This window comes from Thalassobellus sediminis, assembly GCF_044386045.1.
Classification (GTDB): Bacteria; Bacteroidota; Bacteroidia; order Flavobacteriales; family Flavobacteriaceae; genus Thalassobellus; species Thalassobellus sediminis.
This window is the reverse complement of sequence record NZ_JBISCD010000039.1, coordinates 228,645-249,563: the sequence shown is the minus strand read 5'-3', so window position 1 is coordinate 249,563 and position 20,919 is coordinate 228,645. Positions and strand designations below refer to the sequence as shown.

The following is a 20,919-nucleotide window of genomic DNA, read 5'->3' as shown; positions in this document are numbered from 1 at the left end:
TTAAATTAATTGATTTGTTTTTATATGATGTCTTTAATTATATAGTTATATAAAGATTAAATTTTTCCTTGATATACTAATTGACCTCCATCAATAGTTAATATTTGTCCTGAAGTTGTTCTTGCATCTGCTGCCAAATAAATAATCCCTTTAGCAATATCTTCAGGCAATGATGTACTATTAGTTAATGTTGTTTTCTCTACGTTTTCTTTAACAGACTCATATCTTTCACCCAAAAAACCTTTTGTCCATCTAGTTTGAATAAAACCAGGACAAACACCATTTACTCTAACTTCTGGAGATAGTGCATGGGCAAGTGAAAGCGTCATAGTAGACAAAGCGCCTTTAGAAGCAGCATAAGCAATAGAGCTACCTACACCAGATACAGCACTAATAGAAGTTGTATTAACAATTGCTCCGTTAGTCTTTTTTAAATGCTTAGCGGCTAATTTTACCATTTGATAAGCCCCAATGACATTAACTTCATAAAGATCTTGAAAATCCTGTTTATTAAGTCCGTCTAGATTGTTATAACCACAAAACCTTGTAGCTCCTGCATTATTTACTAATGCATCTATACGGTTAAAAGAATTGATTGTTTCTTCAATCATTCTTTTGCAATCATCTTCATCGGCTACATTTGCTTGACACACTAAAACGTATACCCCGAAACTTTTGCAAATTTCGGCAACATTATGAGCATCACTTTTGCTTTTAGAATAATTAACAACAACATTCCATCCTCTTTTTGCGAATTCGATACAAGTAGCTGCACCAACACCAGATGATGAACCGGTAATTAAAGCTGTTTTACTTTCTTTTTTCATTTTAAATTAATCCGTTATATTTTCTTAAAAACCACTCTGATACTAAGCTTATCGCTATAATTGCGAGTAGATATTTCCAATCTATCAAAGGTAGACTATTTTTATTGCTTTTTTGAATAGAAACATACCTATTATCAGCTAACAAATCGTTAATTAAGTCATCTGTTTTATCAATAAAATAAGCATTTCCTTTACTGTTAGTAGCTAATTGTTCTAACTTTGTTACATTAGCGTTTAAAAATTGTTGTTCTACATTATATTCTAAAATTTCAAACTGACCAGATTTAGAAATATTTTGATTAGCTGTACGGACTGTAAAATTATATTTAGAAGGTGACAAACTACTTAAATCTACCTGATAATAGTTATTATTTAAAATTAAAGGAAGCGTTTTTGTAGTTTTCAATATTTCATCTGTAATAAAAATTGATAGAGATTCTCTAGTGTCGATCTCATAATTTTTATCAAAATACTGCGCTTTAACAATAATATTTGTGCTACCATTATAAAAAGAATTATATTCTAAATTTAATCGATGCCTTCTTTTGTTTGAAGCTAAATACTGAATCAGTTTTCCTATGAAATCATCAAATTGATTAAAGGACTTTGAATTTATAAAATTTTGAGCACGCCATTGCCAAATGTTCTCTCCAAACAATACAGCTTCTCGCCTACCACTTTTTTCAAAAGTCATTAATAAAGGTTCGTTTGTCGCTACTCCTCGAATACTTTTATTCAATATAGATTCAAACGGTATTGAAAAATTTACATAACCATAATTTGATGTAAGTGGCGGAAATGATTCAAAATTAATATCATCAATTATAAATGGTGTATAATTACTGTTTAACTCTGCTTGATACACTTCGGTTTGCTGAGTTACTTCGTGTTGGTAATTTGTATTTATGCTATTTAAAAAATTAAGATCTGTTTTAGAGCCTTCAATAACAAACAAGTTTTTATTTTCTTTATTTAAAACATTAAACAAATCCTTAAACTTTCTGTTTGGCTGATACAACATAATTAATTGAAAATCATTTATTTGACTTTCAATTTCATTTGGGCTTAAAAAAGTTACAGACCGTTGTTCATTACTTTCAATACTCTTTTTAAATACACCTAAATCTGGATGTAAAAAATCATGAACAATAGCTATTTTAGTCTTTTGATCGATGACTTCAACTGCAAAATTCTTAGAATTATTTACTGTATTTTTTTCGTTTTTAATAGGAATAAGTGTTGCTTTATAACTATTAACTCCAACAGTCGATGCAGGTAAAGTAAAACTAACTAACTTTGAATTATTGTTTTTAGAGAAACTTACCACTTCAGAATACACGGTGGTATTGCCTTGCTTAACTATAAAATTTGATTCTACTTGAGCATTACCATTGTAAACTACAATAGATTCTACAGGAAATTTATTTTTTAGATAAGCATACTTATTAACGTTAAGTTGTTCAATTTTTAAATCGGTATGAACAACTGTATCCCCCAGAATAATAGGAAAGATAGGTTGTTTGTAATCTAAATACGAAAACTCATAATCATTACCATAAGTTTGATTACCATCAGTAATTAATAACGTTGGTGCTACTGTATGTCTGTATACTTCAGAAAACCTATTAAATGCCTCATAAATATTAGTTTGTTTTTCTAAAAACGTTAAAGAATCTAAACTTTGAAGCGATTCTCCAAACGTATAGAAGTTTAAATTAAATTTATTATTTATTTCTTTATTTTTTGATAAGGTTTCTATTAAAGACCTTACTTTTTCATCTTGTTTTAGAAAAGATGTTGAATTTGAATTATCAATAGCCACAACCAAATTAGGCTTTTCAACCGAAAGTTTAATTTGATTAAACTTAGGATTAATAAGTAATAACAAAACTGAAAAAATAGTAAGAAACCTTAAAAAAGAAAAAAGCATGTTCAATTTAGACATGCTTTTTTCTTTTTTAAAATACTGAAAAAGCGCTAATAATAACGCTATAATTCCAGCAAGTATTATATAAATTATAGTTTCTGAAGACATGGCTTATGTTAGCATTCCACCATCAACATTTAATGTTTGTCCTGTAATGTAAGCAGACATATCACTAGCTAAAAACACACACACATTAGCAATATCATCTGGAGTTCCGCCTCTCTTTAAAGGAATTCCTGCGCGCCATCCTTTAACTACCTCTTCGTCAAGTTTAGCTGTCATTTCAGTTTCGATAAAACCAGGAGCAACTACGTTACTTCTAATATTACGAGACCCTAACTCTAATGCTACTGATTTTGAAAACCCAATAATACCAGCTTTTGATGCGGCATAATTAGTTTGTCCTGCATTTCCTTTAACACCAACTACAGAGCTCATATTAATAATAGAGCCTTTACGCTGTTTAAGCATCGTACGTTGTACAGCCTTCGTCATATTAAAAACAGACTTTAAATTTACCTCAATAACAGTATCAAAATCTTCTTCGCTAATACGCATTAATAAGTTGTCTTTAGTAATACCTGCGTTGTTAACTAAAACATCAATGCTTCCAAACTCTTTAACAACTTCATCTGCTAAAGCTTGAGCTTCTGAAAAACTAGCTGCATTACTTTTATATCCTTTTGCTTTAACACCTAAAGCATTTAATTCTTTTTCTAATTCATTCGCTGCATCAACAGATGAACTATAGGTAAAAGCTACATTAGCACCTTGTTTAGCAAATACTTGAGCAATTCCTTTTCCTATACCTCTACTAGCTCCTGTAACAATTGCCGTTTTTCCTTCTAATAATTTCATTCCATTTATTTTAATTCAACGAATTTTAAAGAATAAACATTTTCAAAAATCGTTTGTAGTTGGTTAAATATTTTCAATTCAAATATAATAAATCCAAATTGCTTCAAATAAAAAAACCTCACAAATCATGTGAGGTTCTTAAAATATATTATGGCTGTTATCCTAAAACTTCAGCAATCTTTTTTCCAATTTCAGCAGGAGAATCTACAACATGTATTCCACACTCTCTCATTATTGCTTTTTTAGCTTGTGCTGTATCATCACTTCCTCCAACAATAGCACCTGCGTGACCCATTGTACGTCCTGCAGGAGCAGTTTCCCCAGCAATAAAACCAACAACTGGTTTTGTACTTCCACTAGATTTATACCAATTTGCAGCATCAGCTTCTAATTGACCACCAATTTCACCAATCATTACAACAGCTTCAGTTTCTGGATCATTTATTAATAACTCAACAGCTTCTTTTGTAGTAGTTCCAATAATTGGATCTCCTCCAATACCAATTGCTGTAGTAATTCCTAAACCTTGTTTTACAACTTGATCTGCAGCTTCATAAGTTAATGTTCCTGATTTAGAAACAATACCAACTTTTCCTTTTTTGAAAACAAAACCTGGCATAATACCAACTTTAGCTTCTCCTGGCGTAATAACACCTGGACAGTTAGGGCCGATTAAACGACAATCTTTATTTTTTATATAACTAGAAGCAGTAATCATATCTGCAACTGGAATACCTTCTGTGATAGTAATAATAACTTTAATACCAGCATCAGCAGCTTCCATAATAGCATCAGCAGCAAAAGCTGGTGGTACAAAAATGATAGTAGTATCTGCTCCAACTTCTTTAACAGCATCTGCAACCGTATTAAAAACAGGTCTTTCTAAATGTGATTGACCTCCTTTTCCTGGTGTTACACCACCAACGACATTTGTACCGTATTCTATCATTTGGCTGGCGTGAAATGTTCCTTCACTACCTGTAAAACCTTGAACTATTATTTTTGAATCCTTATTTACTAAAACACTCATAGGAGATTATTTTTCTTTATTAATTTTTTATAAAAAGCAAATGTAATTTTTTGAATTAAAATTTTAAAGCAAAAACCAACATTTATTTTTTACTCTTTATTATCTTGATTATTTAACTTCTCTAATATTTCAGGAATTTTTCTAACATAAGCCATTTCTTTAAATTTTTCTCTAGCTTCAGAAGCAGGCGAACCAAAATACGCTTTATTTTCTATTGTCGAATGCCCTAAACCAGATTGCGCATAAAGCTCGGTGCCTTTAGCTATTGTAATGCCACTTTTAACCCCTACTTGTCCCCAAATAGTAACATTATCTTCAACAACAACACAGCCAGCTATACCTGTTTGAGAAGCGATAAGACATTTTTTACCAATAATAGTATCATGCCCTATTTGTATTTGATTATCTAGCTTTGAGCCTTCACCAATTAAGGTATCAGCAGTAACACCTCTATCAATAGTACAGGCTGCGCCAATATCCACATGATCTTGTATCACTACGCGCCCACCAGATTTTAACCTATCATACCCTTCAGGTCTTTTTTTGTAATAAAAAGCATTTGCTCCTAAAACAGTTCCTGCATGAATGGTGACATTGTTGCCAATAATTGTATCATCATAAATGCTAACATTAGAATGAATTAAACAATTATCGCCAATAACAACATTATGACCAATAAAACAATTTGGTTGAATCACTGTGTCTTTTCCTATAATAGCAGAACTTGATATCTGCTTAGTAGAAGATTCAAAAGGCTTAAAATAATTTGTAAGCTTATTAAAATCTCTAAAAGGGTCGTCGCTAATTAATAATGCTTTTCCCTTTGGACATTCAACTTCTTTATTAATTAAAATAATAGTAGCAGCAGAATTTAAAGCCTTATCATAGTATTTAGGGTGATCTACAAATACAATATCGCCTGATTCAACAACATGAATTTCATTGATTCCTAATACTTGAAATGCTTCTTCTCCAACAAAATTACAATCAATTAATTGAGCAATTTGTTTTAAGGTATGTGGGTTTGGAAATTTCAAAAAAAACTATTCTTTAACGCGTTCTTTATACGTTCCCTTATCTGTTTCAACTTTAATTTTATCACCTTCATTAATAAACAAAGGCACATTTACTGTTGCTCCTGTTTCAACAGTAGCAGGTTTTGTAGCATTTGTAGCTGTATTTCCTTTAACCCCAGGTTCTGTAGCAGTAACTTCTAAAATTACACTAGCTGGTAAATCTACCGATAACGGCATACTGTCTTCAGTATTAATTAAAACAGTAACTACCTCTCCTTCTTTCATTAATCCTGGATTATCTAAAGCAGATTCCATTAATTGAATTTGAGAATAATCTTCTGTATTCATAAAATGATAATATTCACCATCATTATATAAAAATTGAAACTTATGTGTTTCTACACGTACATCTTCTAATTTATGTCCTGCAGAAAATGTATTATCTAATACTTTTCCGCTAGTAACACTTTTCATTTTTGTTCTTACAAACGCAGGTCCTTTTCCAGGTTTTACATGTAAAAACTCTATTATTTTATAAATATCGTTGTTATACTTAATGCATAAGCCATTTCTAATATCACTTGTAGTTGCCATAAATTTAGTTTGATTTAAAATATCCTTTCATAATACCACGATGCGAATTCTTAATAAATTGAAGTACTTCATCGCGTTCTGGAGTTGCTTCCATTTCTGCCTCGATAATTTCTGAAGCTTGTGTATTATTATAATTTTTTTGATAGAGAATTCTGTAAATATTTTGAATTTCTCTAATTTTTTCTGTTGTATAACCACGCCTTCTTAAACCTACGGAATTTATTCCTACATAAGACAATGGTTCTCTTGCTGCTTTTACATAAGGAGGCACATCTTTTCTAACTAAAGATCCACCAGTAACGAATGCATGATTTCCGACTGAAACAAATTGATGAACAGCCGTCATTCCAGCTAAAACAACATAATCTCCAATGGTTATATGTCCTGCAAGTGTACTGTTATTTGAAAAAATACAATTCTTACCTACAATACAATCATGAGCAACATGGCAATATGCCATAATTAAACAATTATCACCAATAACTGTCTTCATTCTATCGGCGGTACCTCTATTAATTGTAACGCATTCTCTTATAGTTACGTTATCACCTATTTCTACTGTAGTATCTTCATCATTGTATTTCAAATCTTGCGGTACAGCTGAAATGACTGATCCTGGGAAAATATTACAATTTTTACCAATACGCGCACCTTCCATAATAGTGACATTACTTCCTATCCAAGTTCCTTCTCCAATTATTACATTATTATGAATAGTTGTAAAAGGCTCAATAACCACATTTTTTGCGATTTTTGCACCTGGATGCACATATGCTAATGGTTGATTCATATATATTATTTTACTTTTGAAATTTGCGCCATTAATTCAGCTTCTGCACAAAGCTTACCGTTTGCATAAGCATAGCCTTGCATGTGGCAAATACCTCGACGTATTGGTGTAATTAACGAACATTTAAATATTAACGTATCTCCTGGAACTACTTTTTGTTTAAACTTAACATTATCCATTTTCATAAAGAACGTTAAATAATTTTCAGGGTCAGGAACCGTATTTAAAACCAATACACCTCCAGTTTGCGCCATAGCTTCTACAATTAAAACTCCAGGCATTACTGGTGCTCCAGGAAAATGACCTTTAAAGAACTCTTCGTTCATGGTAACATTTTTCTGAGCAATTACATGACTATCAGAAAGTTCAAATACTTTATCTATTAACAAAAATGGCTGTCTATGCGGTAACATAGCCATAATTTGAGTAACATCCATTAAAGGTGTTTGATTCAAATCAATTGAAGGCACATTATTGCGTCTTTCGTTTTTTATAAGCTTAGACATTTTTTTAGCAAACTGTGTGTTTACAAAATGCCCTGGCTTATTTGCTATAACTTTACCTCTTATTCTTGTTCCAATTAAAGCAAGATCTCCTAATACATCTAACAATTTATGTCTTGCAGCTTCATTAGGATGATGCAATGTTAAGTTATCTAAAATGCCATTTGGCTTAACTGCAATGCTATCTTTTTTAAAGGCAACTCTTAACTTTTCCATTGTTTCAGGCGATAATGCTTTATCAACATAAACAATAGCATTATTTAAATCGCCACCTTTTATAAGACCATGCTCTAAAAGCATTTCTATTTCATGTAAAAAACTAAATGTACGCGAATCTGAAATATCCTTTTTAAAATCTGAAATCTGATTTAAAGTAGCATTCTGTGTTCCTAAAACCTTGGTTCCGAAATCTACCATAGTGGTAATTTGGTATTCCTTAGAAGGCATCAATAAAATTTCACTACCTGTTTCTTCATCTGTATAGGAAACAATATCTGTAACAACATATTCTTCTCTAAAAGCATCAAGTTCCGTAATACCGGCTTTTTCTATAGCTTCAACAAAAAACTTCGAAGAACCGTCCATAATTGGAGGTTCAGAAGCATCTAATTGAATTATAGCATTATCTATATCTAAACCTACCAAAGCAGCAAGTACATGCTCTGATGTTTGAATGGTTACACCATTTTTTTCTAAACACGTTCCTCTTTGTGTATTAGTCACATAATTAGCATCAGCTTTTATTGTAGGTGTTCCTTCTAAATCTACACGTTGAAAAGTAAAACCTGAATTTACAATTGCAGGTTTAAATGTTAAGGTTACGTTTTTACCAGTATGTAAACCAACTCCTGTTAAGGATATTTCTTTTTGGATGGTTTTTTGTTTGATTTCTGTATTAACTATTCCCATTCACTTTTTTTTCTAAATCATTAATATTTTTTACAATTTTAGGCAAATTTTTAAAATGTACATACGACTTATTATAGTCACTTAATGTAATAGCTGGAGAGCCTTGAATCATTTCATTATCTTTAATATTTCTACCAATACCAGATTGAGCTTGAATTCTAACATTATTACCAACAGTAATATGTCCTGCAATCCCAACTTGTCCACCTATTTGACAATGGTCACCAACTTTAGTAGATCCTGCAATACCTGTTTGTGCAGCTATTACTGTGTTTTTACCAATTTCAACATTATGTCCTATTTGAATTTGATTATCTAACTTGACTCCTTCTCGTATAATAGTTGAGCCTAATGTAGCTCTATCTATTGTAGTAACAGCACCAATATCAACAAAATCTTCAATAATTACATTTCCTGTTTGTGGTATTTTATTATATCCACCTTTTTCATTAGGAGCAAAACCAAATCCATCGGCACCAATTATAGCTCCAGAATGTATAACACAATTTTTACCTATAATAGTTTCAGAATAAATTTTAGCACCAGAAAAGACAATAGAATCATTACCAATCTCTACATTATCTCCCAAATATACATTTGGAAATATTTTTACATTATCTCCTAAAATCACATTATCTCCAATGTATGAAAATGCTCCTGCATAAAAATTATCACCATATTTAGATGATTCCGAAATAAATGATGGTTGTTCAATACCTAATTTATTAAACTTAACAGAATTATAATATTCTAATATTTTTGAAAAGGCTAAATAAGCATCATCAACCTTAATGAGTGTTGTTTTAATATTGCTATCTGGCTCAAATGTTTTATTTACAATAGTTATTGAAGCTTCTGTAGTATATATATGTGGCGTATATTTTGGATTCGCTAAAAATGTTAAAGCACCATTAAAACCTTCTTCTATCTTGGAAAGCTTTGATACTTCTATATCAGGATCTCCAACAACTTCTCCTTCTAAAATCCCTGCTATTTGTTGTGCTGTAAACTTCACACTAAAATTTTAATTGTTTTTTGTTTGATTACCGCAAAAATAGGAAAAATGTACTAAAGTTTAACTTTGGGGTAACATATATAATATTTAGTTACTGGTTTTGATAAAGCTTTAAGATTTAGTTGATCTGAGGCTTTTACTATATCTTGAATCTTACCAGACTTATGTAATATATTAATGCTCTGGTGCTTTAATTGATAAGCTTGATTAGAAATGCTGCCAGTAAACACAAAATATTCTGCTTCTTTTTTGTTGATTTTATGTTCTAAAATCAATTCTTCAATGTGTTTTTCTAGACTTTGCTTTTTAATTGGCTTATTCTTAAGCTTTATTTTTAACAAAACTCTATTAATAATCATTTCACATAAATTACTCAGCACAAAATCATTATGATATTGCCATTCTTTCATAGCTGAAATAACATCATAATCATCTAATTGAGAAAAAATACTAAGTGTATCTTTATTAAAATCATCAATTGAAATTTCATTATTTAAAAAATACTGAAGCGGTTTGCTAGCGTTAAGCACTTCTCCTTTTATTGTTAATTGTTTTGCACGTTTTAAAACTCTAATTAGCAATTGCTCTGCAACCAATCCTGTTTTATGTAAATATACTTGCCAGTACATTAAACGGCGTGCAATTATAAACTTCTCAACACTATAAATGCCTTTTTCCTCAACTACCAATTCATCGTTAACAACATTAAGCATGGTAATTAATCGTTCACTATTTATATTACCCTCAGCAACACCTGTATAAAAACTATCTCGCTTTAAATAATCGGCTCTATCCATATCAAACTGTCCTGAAATAAGCTGACACATAAAGTTTCTATGGTATTCTCCTTTGAAGATTTGGATGGCAAGCGTTAAACTTCCGTTAAATTCTTCATTTAATTCCTCCATAAAAAGCAATGAAATTTGCTCGTGAGACACATTATTAACTATACTATGTTCCATAGCATGAGAGAACGGACCATGACCAATATCATGCAATAAAATAGCAATATATAATGCATCTTCTTCGTCTTTAGAGATTGCAACTCCTTTAAAACGAAGTACATTGATAGCTTGTTGCATTAAGTGCACACAACCAATGGCATGATGAAAACGTGTATGATGTGCTCCTGGATACACCATATAAGACATCCCCATTTGTGTTATCCGCCTTAGCCTTTGAAAATACTTATGCTGAATTAAATCAAAAATAAGAGAATTTGGAATGGTAATAAAACCGTAAATTGGATCGTTTAATATTTTAAGTTTGTTCAAACTTTAAAAATTATATAGTTTAATAGACACAAATATAATTATATGAAGTCTAATAAAAGACTTAAAATTAATTCTAATTACTATAAAAATTTAAATTACATTTAAATGAATACAATAAAAATACTTTGGGTTGATGATGAGATAGATTTATTAAAGCCACATATTTTATTTCTTGAAAAAAAGAGTTATAATGTAACTACCTGCAAAAGTGGTTCTGAAGCAATTGATATATTAGATGATGAAAATTTTGACATTGTATTTTTAGACGAAAATATGCCTGGACTAACTGGTCTTGAAACTTTAAATGAAATAAAAGAAAAGCAAAATAACCTTCCTGTTGTTATGATCACTAAGAGTGAAGAAGAATATATCATGGAAGAAGCTATTGGTAATAAAATAGCAGATTACTTAATTAAGCCTGTAAACCCTAATCAAATACTTTTAAGCTTAAAAAAGAATTTAGACCATTCTAGATTAGTTTCTGAAAAAACAACATCAAACTACCAACAAGAGTTTAGAAAAATATCTATGGATTTATCTATGGTAAATTCTTATGAAGAATGGATAACTTTATATCAAAAGCTTATTTATTGGGAATTACAACTTGAAGATATTGAAGATATTGGCATGTTTGAAATTTTAGAATCCCAAAAAAATGAAGCAAATGCTCAGTTCGGAAAATTTATAGAAAAAGAATATGAAGATTGGTTTAAACCACATACAGAATCTCCTGTAATGTCTCATACCCTTTTTAAAGAAAAAATAGCTCCAGAATTAAATAAAGAGCAACCTACATTATTGGTGGTTATTGATAATTTAAGATATGACCAATGGAAAGTTTTTGAACCTGTAATCAATAATTTTTATAAAAAAGAAAAAGAAGAAGCGTTTTTTAGCATCTTACCTACAGCAACCCAATATGCAAGGAATGCCATTTTCTCTGGCTTAATGCCTAGCGATATGGAAAAGTTATTTCCTGAATATTGGAAAAACGATACAGACGAAGGAGGTAAAAATCTTTTTGAAGCAGAATTTTTAGAAGCACAAATGAAACGATTAAGTCTAACAAACTTAACTTGTGAGTATCATAAAATCACAAATCTAAAAGCCGGCAAAAAACTAGTTGAAAACTTTAATTCTTTAAAAAAGAATGATTTATCTGTAATAGTATATAATTTTGTTGATATGCTTTCGCATGCTAAAACAGAAATGGAAGTTGTGAAAGAATTAGCATCTAACGATAAAGCCTACAGATCGTTAACCCATAGTTGGTTTAAAAACTCTCCTTTATTAGAAATGATTCAACAAGCACAACAGTTAGGGTTTAAACTCATACTTACCACAGATCATGGAACTATTAATGTTAAAAATCCGTCTAAAGTTATTGGAGATAGAGATACTAGTTTAAACTTAAGATATAAAACAGGTAGAAGTTTAACTTATGAAAAGAAAGATGTGCTTGCTTCAAAAAATCCTAAGGATATTCATTTGCCTTCACTTACAATGAATAGTTCTTATATTTTTGCAAAAAACGATTTGTTTTTTGCTTATCCAAATAACTACAACCATTATGTGAGTTATTTTAGAAACACATATCAACATGGTGGCGTTTCTTTAGAGGAAATGATTATTCCTTTTATAGTTTTTAATCCTAAATAGCCTTTTAAAAGCAAAAAACATCGATAAAATGCATTTTTTAGTAGATTTTATCAAATATAATTAGTAATATTGCATATAAATTTTATTTAAGTTGGAAATTAATTACAAGATAAATGAAGTAGACAATGTTGCAAATAAATTAATTAGTAAACTCACATCAAAGACAATATTGTTTTATGGAGATATGGGTGCTGGTAAAACAACATTAATAAAATCTTTAGTTAAAGCATTAGGAAGTTATGATGAAGTTAGCAGTCCTACCTTTTCTATTGTTAATGAATACGAACTAAAAAATGATAAAATTTTTCATTTTGATTTATATAGAATAAATGACATTGAAGAAGCTTATAATTTTGGAATAGAAGATTATTTAGATTCTAAAAATTGGTCTTTAATAGAATGGCCAGATATTGTAAAAGATATTCTGCCAGTAGAATTTAATAGGATCGATTTAATTTTAAATAATAACAATTCTAGAACATTAAAGCTTAGTATTAACAAGAATAATAAACCAAATTTGCTTGAAAGACATGAATAAATAACACATAAACACTTCCAAAACAGAAGATTTACGGAAAAGCCACAGCACAAATTTTAAAATAAATTGTTTTTAACATAATTTTAACATTTCACGAATTTCTTCTATGTAGTTTGTAATTACTTTTGAGGTATTAATTAATTAAAATCCCTTAAATTATGAAAACTAAAAAATTTATCGTTGCAGTAGCAATATTAGGAGGAATGTTATTTATGACTCAAGCAGTAAGCGCTTATAACGTAGATGGACACCAAGAAACAGCACCAAAATCTAAAATCAAAAGATAATAAATTTATCGGTGGAGCAATTATAGCAACATTAATAGCTATAACTCCTTATTTATTTTACTTACATGAAAGTGTTCCAGATGTTAAAATCTGGAGCACTTTTATTTTTGGATATGAATTTACTTATAGTAGCGGTTACTACGAAAGTGCTGGAGTTGCTATTTGGGTGTTATTAGGTAAAATAATACCATTGTATTTATTGTTATTATGGTTTTTTACTTGTCGCCATTGGTGGTATCATACTTTACTAGTTCCAATAGCAATGTATGCTTACCAAATATCTGATATACTAAATAAAGACAACACATTGAACATTGATAGTAATCAGTTAATTTATTTAATACCCATAATGGCAATCATTATACCCTCAATTTATTTAATTAGAGCTAGAATATTTAATACAGTTAATGAGGCTAATAAATCAATGCAAGAATTAGAAGATGAACTAAAAATATCTCCTAAAAGTTTTTGGGAGAAAATAACTCAGTATTTTTAATTTTTGTTATTAATTCTATTTCGCTCATTTATATCAACATCTTTTTCATTAGTTGATAGTTTATAATTTCCAAACTTATAACTAAAACCAAAAGTAATCAATCTACTCTCTTTTCTGTGTTTCACTCTAACATCTTGATTTAAGTATCTACTAGTTTCAATAAAATTATAGTTATTAAAAGTATCTACTACACCTATACTGATAGATGCTTTATTTTTCCATAATGTTTTCCTTAAAGAAAAATCTAAACTAGATCTTGTTGACAAAATAGAAGGACCTTCTGCCCATGGAGATATGTAAATATAAGATATGTCAACATTTAAACTTCTATTACTGAGAAAATATATATAATTAGTTATTTCAAAATATGTTGTCCATTTGTTAGATTTAAAGATACTATCATTACTTTCTATTGCTCTAAATTGATTATCATAATAAAATAATTGAGTTTCAAAACTCATATTCCAATTTTTAAATAAATCATGATAAAAACTATAATATATCCCATAAGAAACACTTTGGTCTATGTTTGTATTGATATACTTTATAAGATTGTTTTCATTATCTTGAAAAACTACAAGAAGGATTGGTTTTGATTCATTTCTATAATACACCTCTAAAGAATGCTCTTTAAAAAAAGAATAGCCTAATGTAAATTCATCATCTATTTGTGGTTTTAGATTTGGGTCACCTGATATAAATGTATTATCGCTAATAAAATATTTAAACGGATTTAACTGACTATATCGTGGTCTATAAATACTTCTATTGTAATTGAAATACAATTTATGATTGTCATTCAAAGTGTTTGATAGATGAATAGAAGGGAATAACTTGAAATAATTATTGCTATTGATTTGATTTGTTGCTATTGATTTTCCTTGTACTCTAGTAAACTCAGCTCGAACTCCAGATTTTAAACTCCATGATTCCCAATCTTTAGCATAACTTAAATAGCCAGCATAATTAGTTTCATCGTATAGAAAAGTATCAGAATCTTGTAAATTTTCTGTTTTAATATTATTTTCAAAAGTAAATTGATTCAATATACTTTTAGAATCAATATTAGAAATTTTTACTCCTGCTTCAAATAATGATTTTTCATCAATTGGTAATTCATAATCTATTTGACTTGCATAGATTTTTATTTTTTGACCAGAAAATGTTTGAAATCTATTATCTCGAAACGATACATCTGTATTTGGTAAAAAATACCCCGTATTGACATCTTGGAAGTTTGAAAAGTCAAAATTGGTGTGGTGCCAGCTCGCACTAATTTGTTCACCTTCTTTTTTAAACTTATGCAAATAATCTAATGTAAAAGCTAAATTAAAAGTTTCTTCGACTAAACGATTAGAAGTGTTAAATATCGAGTCTAGAGCTTGATTAGATCCAAATACTGAAGTTTCAGAATTTGCATTTGTTTTAGAGTTCTCTCTAGGTTTTATCAAGATATTGGTAGAAAAACCAAGACTATTATTCTTATTTATTTGATAATCTATATTTGCATTAATATTTTGGTTAGTAGATTTTTCTGTTTTTCTATAATCGGTTTCCCAGTTTGAAAACACAAGATTATTTTCATTAATAAAATTGACATACTCATTATTAAATATAAAATCTTTTCGCGGACTAATAGTATAGTTTATGTGAGTATTTAGTTTTTTTGTTTTAAAAAAATGATTTGTACCTAAAGAATATTTAGGAAACTCACTCCCCTGCTTAAAATTACCAAAAACACTACCATTATATCCAGCAATAATGTTTTTACTTGTAATGATATTAAGTACAGCTCCTCCTTCTGCATCATATTTCGCTGGAGGATTTGTTATAACTTCTATAGATTTAATATTATTTGCAGATGTGCCTTCTAATAATTGCTGTACTTCTTCTATAGACAAATATATCCTTCTATCATTTAAATAAACTACTGGTATTTTCGTTTTAACTGTTATCTGGTCGTTACCTACTATAACTCCAGGCGCATGTTTTAAAACATCCAAAACATTATTATTAGATAATGTAGAGTTTTCAACATTAAAAACGGTACGATCAACTAAACGTTTAATTGTAGGCCGTTTTGCTACAACAGTAACTCCATTTAGCTCTTGTGGTGTTTCATTAAGCGTTATTGTTTCAAAATCAATATCTCTATCAAGCTCAACTCTTGTTGTATATTCTTTAAAACCTAAAAAACTTATTTTAAAAATATAATCTCCAGGTTTTAAGTTTTCAAGTGTAAAACTACCTTCCTCGTCTGTAATAGTACCTTTTATAATATTTATATCATCTAAATCTACTAAAATAGCATTAGCAAATGCTATGGGCAGTCCGTTTTCATCTTGTAAGTCCCCTTTTATGCTATAGCTTTGCGAAAAGCAAAGCGCAGAGAAAAAAAATAAAATTAAATAAGGTAGTTTTGTAATACTCATATATAAAATAGTACTTACAAATTTAAATCTTTTAAATTAAATTACATTGAGGTTATCCCATATAATCGTTGAAATGATATCTTACACTAAAAAAATCAATTATATAAATAAAATTCTGTTTTAGAAAATCAAAAAAATATTCGTAATTTCAATTTTATTAAAATTTAAGCAAACATGTCGAAACCACTTTCGCCTTTTACAAAGCAACAACTATTACCACAAGAAGAAACTCTTGAAATTTATAAACGAAAAGGTGAACTTTTTATTGGAATACCTAAGGAGACAGCTTTTCAAGAAAAACGTGTTTGTTTAACTCCTGACGCCGTATTTGCACTTGTTAGCAATGGACACAGGGTATTACTAGAATCTGGTGCTGGTGAAGGGGCAAGATTTAGCGATAAAGATTATAGTGAAGCTGGAGCCGAAATAACGAAAGACACCGCTAAAGTTTTTGCTTGTCCAATGGTGCTTAAAGTTGAACCTCCAACAATGGAGCAAATTAAGCTTCTTAACCCACAAGCTATATTAATTTCTGCTTTGCAAATAAAAACTCAGAATAAAAAATACTTTGAAACTTTGGCTTCTAAACGTGTTACAGCTTTAGCTTTTGAATTTATTAGAGATTCTGACGGAACATATCCTGCCGTTAAGTCGTTAAGCGAAATTGCAGGAACAGCTTCTGTTTTAGTTGCTGCCGAATTATTATCCGATAATAAAGATGGTAACGGACTTATGTTTGGAAACATAAGTGGCGTCCCTCCTATTGAGGTTGTTATACTTGGAGCTGGCACCGTTGGTGAATTTGCTGCTAGAAGTTCAATAGGCTTAGGTGCAAACGTAAAAGTATTTGATAATTCTATAACAAAATTAAGACGCATCCAAACTAATTTAGGGCGGCCTTTTTTTACTTCAACTCTACAACCCAAAAATTTAACTAAAGCTTTAAAAAGATGTGATGTAGTTATAGGAGCTGTAAGAGGAACTAATCGATCTCCTATTATTGTTTCAGATGCTATGGTTCAAAGTATGAAAAAAGGAGCTATTATAATTGATGTTAGTATTGATATGGGTGGTTGCTTTGAAACCAGTGAAGTTACTACTCATAAGCAACCTACATTTATAAAGCACAACGTTATTCATTATTGTGTACCTAATATCCCTGCTAGATATTCCCGTACTGCTTCTGTATCAATTAGTAATATTTTCACACCTTATTTATTAAAAATTGCAGAAGACGGTGGTATAGAAAATTCTCTTAGATTTGATAGAGGTTTGAAAAATGGGTTGTATTTTTACCACGGAATTTTAACAAGTAAATCTGTTGGTGAGTGGTTCGATTTAAATTATAGTGATATTAATCTTCTTATATTTTAATTCAAAATCTAAAAATCACCAATTTCTTTCCAAATTTTTTTTTAAATGAAATTAATACAACGAATTGGGTATTATTTAGGTGGTTTTTCAATGGGGCTAATAATTTTAGCTTTCTTTTTGAATGGTAAAAAAGCGTCGTGCAGTTATGGTCCAGATGCTCGTGTTTTAAAAAATATAAACTCGAAAAAAATTATTTATGGCGATAATGTTGAACCATACTTTTCTAATTACAAAAGTGATTCTACTAAAATATATTATGTTTTAAAGAAAGGTGATATTAATTTTTCTGAAAGTAAAACAAGAGAAAAACCCTGCAGTATTTATATTGTTGAAGGTGAATATGAAGAAGAAGAAATTACTTTAACTGTTCAAAATTGTGATAGTATTGCAACTATAACAAATATTAAAGTTAAAAAACAATAATGATTAAACGTAGTTTTGATATTGTTTTTTCGATAGTTGCATTACTCTTACTCTTTCCTTTTTTATTACTAGTAGCTTTATTAATTAAACTAGACTCTAAAGGCCCTGTTTTGTTTATTCAAGGTCGGGTTGGTAAGCACAATAATGATTTTAATATTTTTAAATTTAGAACCATGCGTTTACAATCTCAAAACAAAGGATTGCTTACAATAGGAAATCATGATTCTAGAATAACTCGAATAGGCTACTTTTTAAGACGCTATAAAATTGATGAGTTTCCGCAACTTTTTAATATTTTAAATGGAGACATGAGCTTTGTTGGCCCCAGACCAGAACTTCGTTATTATGTTAATTTTTATAATCAAGACGATATGAAAATTTTCAAAATACGACCCGGTATTACTGGACTAGCTTCTTTAAAATACAGAAATGAAGTAGAACTTTTAAAATCTGTCAAAAATCCTGAATCGTTTTATATAAAAACTGTTATTCCTGATAAATTAAAATATAATAAAGAGTATATAAAAAGAAGACACTTTTTTTTAGACCTAAAACTTATTTTAATCACAATCATTAAAGTGATAACAAAATAAAAGAATTTAATTTATAATTGCTTTCGTCTGTTTTTTTCTTTAGTTATAAGTGACAACTCTCTTCCAGTTTGTCCTGACACTGAAGTATTCTCTTCTGCCCTTCTTATTAAATACGGCATCACATCTTTTACTGGACCAAAAGGCATGTACTTAGCAACATTATAACCTTTATCTGCCAAATTATAACTTATATGATCACTCATACCATATAATTGCCCAAACCAAATACGTTGGTCATTATTAGCAATATTCTTTTCTCTCATTAATTGCATAAGTAAATAAGAACTCGCTTCATTATGTGTACCAGCAAACAAAGACATAAAGTCTAAGTTGTCAAGCAAATATTCCAGTGCTTCATTAAAATTTGCATCAGTAGCAGCTTTATTAATGCATATAGGTGTTTGATACCCCAGTTCTACAGCGCGTTCATTTTCTTTTTCCAGATAAGCACCTCTAACCAATTTATAACCCAAATAGTATTTCTCTGCTTTAGCGCTCATGTGTTGATCTTTCAAAAAAGCTAATCTGTCATGTCTATACATTTGTAAAGTATTAAACACAATCGCTTTTTCTTTATTATACTTTTTCATCATAGTTGTAACCAAATCATCTGTAGCATCTTGCATCCAACTTTCTTCGGCGTCAATTAAAACAGCAACATCATATTCTTTTCCCTTTTTACAAACCGCATCAAACCGTTTAATAACTTTATTCCATTCTTCTTGTTCTTTTTTAATTAGAGGCTCTCCTCTTCCAAGTTTTTCAAATAAATATAAGCGACCAAACCCTGATGGCTTAAATACAGCAATAGGAATTGCATCTAATTCTTTAGCAAAATCAATAATTTTAAGAACTTTTTCCATGGCAGCATCAAATTCATTCTCATTTTCTTTTCCTTCAACCGAATAATCTAAAACCGAACTCACTCCTTTTTGGTACATTTTATCTATTACAGGCAAACAATCTTCTTCATTGACACCACCACAAAAATGATCGAATACAGTTGACCGAATAAGCCCCTCAATTGGTAAATGTGCTTTAATTGCAAAATTTGTAGCTGCAGTTCCTATTCTTACTAAAGGTTCAATGGATATCATTTTGAACAAAAAGTAAGCTCTCTCTAATTCTGAATCACTTTTTAATGAGAATGCTATTTCTGTATTATTAAATATTTTATTTGTACTCATTTTAAAAAAATAGAAAAGATAATTATAGCGAAGTTACCATTTTATATAAAATCTCCTTAATTTCACAGCCTTAAAAAAAGCGTAATTATTTTATGGATTCTATCACCACAAAAAACTGTACTATTCATTTTAATGAAACCTGTTATCACTCACTAAATAAACATCTTAAAGAAAAAAACTTTTCTAAAATTTTTATTTTAGTTGATGAAAACACACACGAGTATTGTTTGCCTACTTTTTTAAAAAATATGGAAACTAATGTTTCTATTGAAATTATTGAAATTGAAGCTGGTGAAATAAATAAGACCATTGATACTTGTGTTGGAGTTTGGAATACACTTTCTGAACTAAATGCAGATAGAAAAAGCTTGTTAATTAATATTGGTGGTGGTGTTATTACTGATTTAGGAGGATTTGTTGCATGTACATTTAAACGTGGTATTACATATATTAACGTGCCAACATCATTATTATCAATGGTTGATGCTTCTGTTGGTGGTAAAACTGGTGTGGATTTAGGCCATTTAAAAAATCAAATTGGTGTAATCAGCAACCCAGATTTAGTATTAATTGATACTAATTTTTTAGATACTTTACCTAAAAACCAAATGCGTTCTGGTCTTGCCGAAATGCTTAAACACGGGTTAATTACAGGGGAATCATATTGGAATAATTTTAAAAATTTATCTAATTTATCTTTAGATGATTTAGATAGACTTATTTATGAATCTGTAATAATAAAAAGAAATGTTGTTGAAGAAGATCCTTATGAAAATGGATTAAGAAAAACGTTGAATTTTGGTCATACGCTTGGACACGCTATTGAATCTTACTTTTTAAGTAGTCCCAATAAAACCACTTTATTACACGGTGAAGCTATTGCAGTAGGAATGATTTTAGCATGCTATATTTCTACTGAATTAGCAGGTTTCCCTAAAGAAACTACTTTAGAAATTAAAGATTTATTAATTAATTATTATGGTAAAGTAGAAATTAACGAAAATGAATACGCTACAATTATAGAGCTTCTTAAATATGACAAAAAGAACAATCATGGTAATATTAATTTCGTTTTATTAGAAAATATTGGAATTACAAAAATTGATTGTTTAGTAGATGATGAAATTATAATTGATTCATTTAAATTTTATACCGTTTAGTTGTTGCTGATAGAGTTATATTTGTAA

Annotated in this window: 20 protein-coding genes; 8 read left to right on the top strand and 12 right to left on the bottom strand. The window is 29.6% G+C overall.

Annotation, left to right across the window (positions count from 1 at the left end; genetic code table 11):
• Nucleotides 1-56 precede the first annotated feature (56 nt).
• From ACH5TW_RS05830 to ACH5TW_RS05785, 10 genes are all read right to left on the bottom strand, one after another.
• Complete coding sequence (locus tag ACH5TW_RS05830; RefSeq protein ID WP_439335556.1) at nt 57-827, bottom strand: SDR family NAD(P)-dependent oxidoreductase; 771 nt, start codon at nt 825-827, stop codon at nt 57-59.
• Between the two features lies 1 nt (nt 828).
• Nucleotides 829-2,862, bottom strand: a complete 2,034-nt coding sequence (locus tag ACH5TW_RS05825; RefSeq protein ID WP_439335555.1) for a VWA domain-containing protein — start codon at nt 2,860-2,862, stop codon at nt 829-831.
• A 3-nt stretch (nt 2,863-2,865) separates the two neighbouring features.
• Entirely contained in the window at nt 2,866-3,612 is a 747-nt protein-coding gene (gene fabG, locus ACH5TW_RS05820; RefSeq protein WP_439335554.1) for a 3-oxoacyl-[acyl-carrier-protein] reductase, read from the bottom strand.
• Nucleotides 3,613-3,769: 157 nt separating this feature from the next.
• Nucleotides 3,770-4,642 (bottom strand): succinate--CoA ligase subunit alpha, encoded by an 873-nt coding sequence (gene sucD / locus ACH5TW_RS05815; RefSeq protein ID WP_439335553.1) that lies wholly within the window; start codon nt 4,640-4,642, stop codon nt 3,770-3,772.
• An 89-nt stretch (nt 4,643-4,731) separates the two neighbouring features.
• Nucleotides 4,732-5,679 (bottom strand): UDP-3-O-(3-hydroxymyristoyl)glucosamine N-acyltransferase, encoded by a 948-nt coding sequence (locus tag ACH5TW_RS05810; protein ID WP_439335552.1) that lies wholly within the window; start codon nt 5,677-5,679, stop codon nt 4,732-4,734.
• 6 nt (nt 5,680-5,685) lie between these two features.
• Entirely contained in the window at nt 5,686-6,252 is a 567-nt protein-coding gene (gene efp / locus ACH5TW_RS05805) for an elongation factor P (protein WP_439335551.1), read from the bottom strand.
• Nucleotides 6,253-6,256: 4 nt separating this feature from the next.
• Nucleotides 6,257-7,042 carry an acyl-ACP--UDP-N-acetylglucosamine O-acyltransferase gene (gene lpxA, locus ACH5TW_RS05800; RefSeq protein WP_439335550.1) on the bottom strand — a complete coding sequence of 262 codons (786 nt, stop codon included), beginning with the start codon at nt 7,040-7,042 and terminating at the stop codon, nt 6,257-6,259.
• Between the two features lie 5 nt (nt 7,043-7,047).
• Nucleotides 7,048-8,454, bottom strand: coding sequence for a bifunctional UDP-3-O-[3-hydroxymyristoyl] N-acetylglucosamine deacetylase/3-hydroxyacyl-ACP dehydratase (locus tag ACH5TW_RS05795; protein ID WP_439335549.1), 1,407 nt, complete (start codon nt 8,452-8,454; stop codon nt 7,048-7,050).
• Complete coding sequence (lpxD, locus tag ACH5TW_RS05790) at nt 8,441-9,469, bottom strand: UDP-3-O-(3-hydroxymyristoyl)glucosamine N-acyltransferase (RefSeq protein WP_439335548.1); 1,029 nt, start codon at nt 9,467-9,469, stop codon at nt 8,441-8,443. The genes ACH5TW_RS05795 and lpxD overlap by 14 nt, the downstream gene beginning before the upstream one ends.
• Nucleotides 9,470-9,522: 53 nt before the next feature.
• Nucleotides 9,523-10,743, bottom strand: a complete 1,221-nt coding sequence (locus tag ACH5TW_RS05785; RefSeq protein WP_439335547.1) for an HD domain-containing protein — start codon at nt 10,741-10,743, stop codon at nt 9,523-9,525.
• Between the two features lie 105 nt (nt 10,744-10,848).
• On the opposite strand from ACH5TW_RS05785, the gene porX reads away from it, so the two are divergent.
• From porX to ACH5TW_RS05765, 4 genes are all read left to right on the top strand, one after another.
• A complete protein-coding gene (gene porX / locus ACH5TW_RS05780; RefSeq protein WP_439335546.1) occupies nt 10,849-12,402 on the top strand; it encodes a T9SS response regulator signal transducer PorX in 1,554 nt (517 codons plus the stop codon).
• 91 nt (nt 12,403-12,493) lie between these two features.
• Nucleotides 12,494-12,940 carry a tRNA (adenosine(37)-N6)-threonylcarbamoyltransferase complex ATPase subunit type 1 TsaE gene (tsaE, locus tag ACH5TW_RS05775; RefSeq protein WP_439335545.1) on the top strand — a complete coding sequence of 149 codons (447 nt, stop codon included), beginning with the start codon at nt 12,494-12,496 and terminating at the stop codon, nt 12,938-12,940.
• 158 nt (nt 12,941-13,098) lie between these two features.
• On the top strand, nt 13,099-13,227 hold the full coding sequence (locus tag ACH5TW_RS05770; RefSeq protein ID WP_439335544.1) for a hypothetical protein: 129 nt from the start codon (nt 13,099-13,101) through the stop codon (nt 13,225-13,227).
• The gene (locus ACH5TW_RS05765; protein ID WP_439335543.1) at nt 13,184-13,723 is read left to right on the top strand and encodes a hypothetical protein; all 540 of its coding nucleotides are present in this window, start codon (nt 13,184-13,186) and stop codon (nt 13,721-13,723) included. Before ACH5TW_RS05770 ends, ACH5TW_RS05765 begins: the two co-directional genes overlap by 44 nt.
• On the opposite strand, the gene ACH5TW_RS05760 is transcribed toward ACH5TW_RS05765, so the two are convergent.
• The gene (locus ACH5TW_RS05760) at nt 13,720-16,155 is read right to left on the bottom strand and encodes a TonB-dependent receptor domain-containing protein (RefSeq protein WP_439335542.1); all 2,436 of its coding nucleotides are present in this window, start codon (nt 16,153-16,155) and stop codon (nt 13,720-13,722) included. The genes ACH5TW_RS05765 and ACH5TW_RS05760 overlap by 4 nt on opposite strands.
• A 174-nt stretch (nt 16,156-16,329) precedes the next feature.
• Here ACH5TW_RS05760 and ACH5TW_RS05755 point away from each other — a divergent pair, with 174 nt between their 5' ends.
• From ACH5TW_RS05755 to ACH5TW_RS05745, 3 genes are read left to right on the top strand one after another with little or no spacing between them, the layout of a single operon-like run.
• Nucleotides 16,330-17,529 carry an alanine dehydrogenase gene (locus ACH5TW_RS05755; protein WP_439335541.1) on the top strand — a complete coding sequence of 400 codons (1,200 nt, stop codon included), beginning with the start codon at nt 16,330-16,332 and terminating at the stop codon, nt 17,527-17,529.
• Nucleotides 17,530-17,574: 45 nt separating this feature from the next.
• Entirely contained in the window at nt 17,575-17,952 is a 378-nt protein-coding gene (locus ACH5TW_RS05750; protein WP_439335540.1) for a hypothetical protein, read from the top strand.
• Nucleotides 17,952-18,545, top strand: a complete 594-nt coding sequence (locus ACH5TW_RS05745) for a sugar transferase (RefSeq protein WP_439335539.1) — start codon at nt 17,952-17,954, stop codon at nt 18,543-18,545. The genes ACH5TW_RS05750 and ACH5TW_RS05745 overlap by 1 nt, the downstream gene beginning before the upstream one ends.
• 11 nt (nt 18,546-18,556) lie before the next feature.
• Here ACH5TW_RS05745 and ACH5TW_RS05740 read toward each other — a convergent pair whose 3' ends face one another.
• Nucleotides 18,557-19,732, bottom strand: a complete 1,176-nt coding sequence (locus tag ACH5TW_RS05740) for a proline dehydrogenase family protein (protein ID WP_439335538.1) — start codon at nt 19,730-19,732, stop codon at nt 18,557-18,559.
• A 92-nt stretch (nt 19,733-19,824) separates the two neighbouring features.
• On the opposite strand from ACH5TW_RS05740, the gene aroB reads away from it, so the two are divergent.
• On the top strand, nt 19,825-20,892 hold the full coding sequence (gene aroB / locus ACH5TW_RS05735) for a 3-dehydroquinate synthase (RefSeq protein WP_439335537.1): 1,068 nt from the start codon (nt 19,825-19,827) through the stop codon (nt 20,890-20,892).
• Nucleotides 20,893-20,919: the final 27 nt, after the last annotated feature.